4 protein-coding genes and 1 pseudogene are annotated in these 3,660 nt (G+C 30.8%); 3 read left to right on the forward strand and 2 right to left on the reverse strand.

Annotation, left to right across the window (positions count from 1 at the left end; translation table 11 throughout):
• The coding region (locus ACVC2P_RS06640) for a glutamine synthetase III (protein WP_452597691.1) at positions 1-286 on the reverse strand (286 nt) is incomplete at its 3' end.
• A 192-nt stretch (positions 287-478) separates the two neighbouring features.
• On the opposite strand from ACVC2P_RS06640, the gene ACVC2P_RS06645 reads away from it, so the two are divergent.
• Positions 479-1,495, forward strand: a complete 1,017-nt coding sequence (locus ACVC2P_RS06645; protein WP_452597692.1) for a glutamine synthetase beta-grasp domain-containing protein — start codon at positions 479-481, stop codon at positions 1,493-1,495.
• Between the two features lie 100 nt (positions 1,496-1,595).
• Here the strand turns inward: ACVC2P_RS06645 and ACVC2P_RS06650 are convergent, their stop codons facing one another.
• Positions 1,596-2,537, reverse strand: a complete 942-nt coding sequence (locus ACVC2P_RS06650) for a calcium/sodium antiporter (RefSeq protein ID WP_452597693.1) — start codon at positions 2,535-2,537, stop codon at positions 1,596-1,598.
• 189 nt (positions 2,538-2,726) lie between these two features.
• Between ACVC2P_RS06650 and ACVC2P_RS06655 the strand changes: the two genes are divergently transcribed.
• Both ACVC2P_RS06655 and ACVC2P_RS06660 read left to right on the forward strand, forming a co-directional pair.
• Positions 2,727-3,086, forward strand: coding sequence for a BlaI/MecI/CopY family transcriptional regulator (locus ACVC2P_RS06655; protein ID WP_452597694.1), 360 nt, complete (start codon positions 2,727-2,729; stop codon positions 3,084-3,086).
• 2 nt (positions 3,087-3,088) lie between these two features.
• A pseudogene (locus ACVC2P_RS06660) lies at positions 3,089-3,660 on the forward strand (M56 family metallopeptidase); the annotation flags it as partial.

Consider the following 3,660-nt stretch of genomic DNA (forward strand, 5'->3'; position numbering starts at 1 on the left):
CTCCTGTTAATGGCTGAAACCAATGAGTATAATGTGTAACACCTTTAGACAAAGCCCAATCTTTCATAGAAGACGCAATTTGGTTTGCTATGCTTCTTTCAATTTTCGATCCTTTTTCAATTGCATTAGTAACACTTTCAAAAGCATCTTTTGTGAGTGTTTGTTGCATTTTAGCTTTATTATAAACATTATTTCCAAATAATTCTGAACGTCGTTTCGTTTCAGTAATTTTTAATGGAGTCCTATTTAATGTTTCTTTAATCGCAAAAAATCGTAATGTAGCCATAAATTAACTCTTATTTTTTTACAAAGATAGTGTTTTGAGTCTATTTTTAAACAAAATTAAATTACACCCCTAAAAAAATAGGGTTTAAATTCAGCAATAAAATATTTTATTATTTTTTACCTCCTTTTTTAATGGGGTGTTTAAAATATATTTATATTTGCAGCGTATTAATTAACATTTTTTACAATAATTATGAGTAAGTCTAAATTAGAGTACATTTGGTTGGATGGTTATAAACCAACACAAAACATGAGAAGTAAAACTAAAGTTGAAGAAAACTTTAGTGGAAAATTAGAAGACTGTCCTATCTGGTCTTTCGATGGAAGTTCTACAAGACAAGCCGTAGGTGGTGATTCTGATTGTTTACTAAAACCAGTTGCTATATATCCTGATCCGGCAAGAAGGGATGGTTATTTAGTAATGACAGAGGTTTTAAACGCAGATGGAACTCCTCATGTATCTAATGGAAGAGCTACTATAGACGATAATGATAATGACTTTTGGTTTGGTTTTGAGCAAGAATATTTTATAATGGACAGAAAAACATTACTTCCTTTAGGCTTCCCTGTTGGTGGTTATCCTGCTCCACAAGGTATGTACTACTGCTCTGTTGGTGGAAGAAATACACATGGTAGAAATTTAGTTGAAGAGCATGCAGATTTATGCATTGATGCTGGATTAAATTTTGAAGGAATAAATCAAGAAGTAGCTTCTGGGCAATGGGAGTTCCAATTATTTGCAAAAGGGGCTAAGATTGCTGGAGACGAAATCTGGATTGCACGATACTTATTAGATCGTTTAACCGAAAAATATGGTTATTATATTGAGTACCACCCTAAACCATTAGGTGATACTGATTGGAATGGTTCTGGTATGCACGCAAACTTCTCGAACACAACATTACGTACTTGTGGTAGCAAAGAAACTTATGAAAAAATATGTGAAGCTTTTAGACCAGTGGTTAAAGAACACATTGAAGTTTATGGTGAGTTTAACGACCAGCGTTTAACTGGAAAGCATGAAACAGCATCTATTAACGATTTTAGTTATGGTGTTTCAGATAGAGGAGCTTCTATTCGTATTCCTATTATTACAGTAGAAAAAGGCTGGAAAGGTTGGTTAGAAGACCGTAGACCTGCATCTAACGCAGATCCATACAAAGTTGCTGGACGTATTATAAAAACAGTAAAGTCTGCAAATATTAATTAAACTTAGTATTTGTTAAATCTATAAAAAAAGCGTTATCAAATTTGATAACGCTTTTTTATGCTTTTATAATAAACCTATTATTTATTACATAAATAGGTTTCTATTTTAAGGTTATGTATACAAATGCTACATAGCCTGCTAGTAATATTAATCCATCTTTCCAGTTTAATCGCATACGGCTTGGTACGAATACTAATGGTAATATTATAAATGAAATTCCTAACATCCAGAAAATATCGTTTGTAAGTAATCCTTCTCCTTGTGGCCCTACTTTTATTGGTGTAATCATAGCTGTAATACCTAAAACGGCTAGAATATTAAAAATATTAGATCCAATTAAATTCCCTAAAGAAATCCCTTTTTCTTTTTTAAGAATGGCTATTACTGAAGCTGCTAGTTCTGGAATACTTGTTCCTATTGACACTACTGTAACTCCAATAATACGTTCGCTAATTCCAAAGTCTTGAGCCATAGCCACTGCACCTTTTATTAGCAATTCTGATCCACCCCATAAACTCACACCTCCTAAAACTAAAAATAAAACAATTTTATATAACGGTAATGGCTCATCGTCCTCTGGCATTTCATCTACTACTGCTGTTTTTTGGAATCGTAATAAGTAAATTAAGAAAACCAATAGTAATACAAATAGTATTAAGCCTTCGTGTGCTACGATTGCTTTATCTCCTATTATAAAAAAGTATAAAGCTAGAGAAGCAATCATCATTACTGGCCAGTCTGTTTTATAAAAACTTTTCTCTACATCTATTTTAGACAACAACAAAGTAATACCAAGCACCAAGCCTAAGTTTGCAATATTAGACCCTATAACATTTCCTAGTGCTAAGTCTGAAGATCCACTTAAGGCAGCATTTACACTAACTATAAGTTCTGGCGCAGAGGTTGCAAAAGAGACTACCGTCATACCAATAACAATCTTTGGTATTTCTAATTTTAATGATAAGGCTACAGCAGATTTCAAAAGCCAGTTTCCTCCTAAAATCAATGTCACCAAGCCTCCTATTATTAATAAAAAATCCATTCTATACTTTTTGAGCGAATATACTACAACATTTCAAATTAACGTTTTGTGAGTTTCTTTTTTTAACCTAAAACTATTTTTTTAGTTAAAAAACTACAAAAACAGTTGTATAACTAAAAAAACAGTTATATGTTTGTTTCAGAATCAATTTCAATTATAGTACTATTCAAACTGTAAAATATTATAGCGATGCAAAAGTTAACAAATAAAGAAGAAGCCATTATGCACATTTTATGGAAGCTTGAAAAGGCTTTTGTAAAAGATGTTATGGCAGAAATAAAAGAAGACAAACCACATTATAATACTTTATCTACAATGATTCGGAATCTGGTAGACAAAGGTTATGTAAGCTACAATGCTTATGGTAAAACGCATCAATACTACCCTATAATTGAAAAGGAAAGCTACAGAAAACGCTTTATGTCTACTGCTATAGAAAACTACTTTAATAACTCTTACAAAAATATGGTATCCTTTTTTGCTAAAGAAGAAAAGATTAGCGTAGAGGAGCTTAAAGAGATTATTAATTTAATTGAAAAGAAAGATTAATTATGGATTATTTATTAAAGGCTAATGCTATAGTTATATTATTCTATTTGTGTTATAAACTTCTTTTACAGAAAGAAACTTTTTTTGAATCTAATCGTTATTTCTTACTTGCTGGTTTAGCAACTGCTTTGATTATTCCGTCTATAGTTATACCAATTTACATAGCAGCCCCAGAATTAAACGAGTTTAATTTTATTACCACAGAAAATGAAACACCAATCAGTAATTTTACTGAAAATTCGTTTAACTTTTTTCTATTATTTCAATGGGTTTACCTTACTGGTATTGTTATATTCTCTATTAAATTTATGATAGAATTCGCTGGCTTACTCCATATTTTAATACAAAATAAGAGTATTAAAAAAGGAAACTATACTTATGTAGAGACTAAAAAAGATCATTCTCCTTTTTCGTTTTTTAAGTATATTGTTTACAACCCTAATCATTTTAGTGTAACGGAGTTAGAACATATTATTCTTCATGAAAAAGTACATGCAAAACAATACCATTCTATAGATATTTTAATTACTAAAATAACAGCTATCTTATTTTGGTTCAATCCATTTATTTGGCT

This window comes from Pontimicrobium sp. MEBiC01747 (assembly GCF_053601635.1).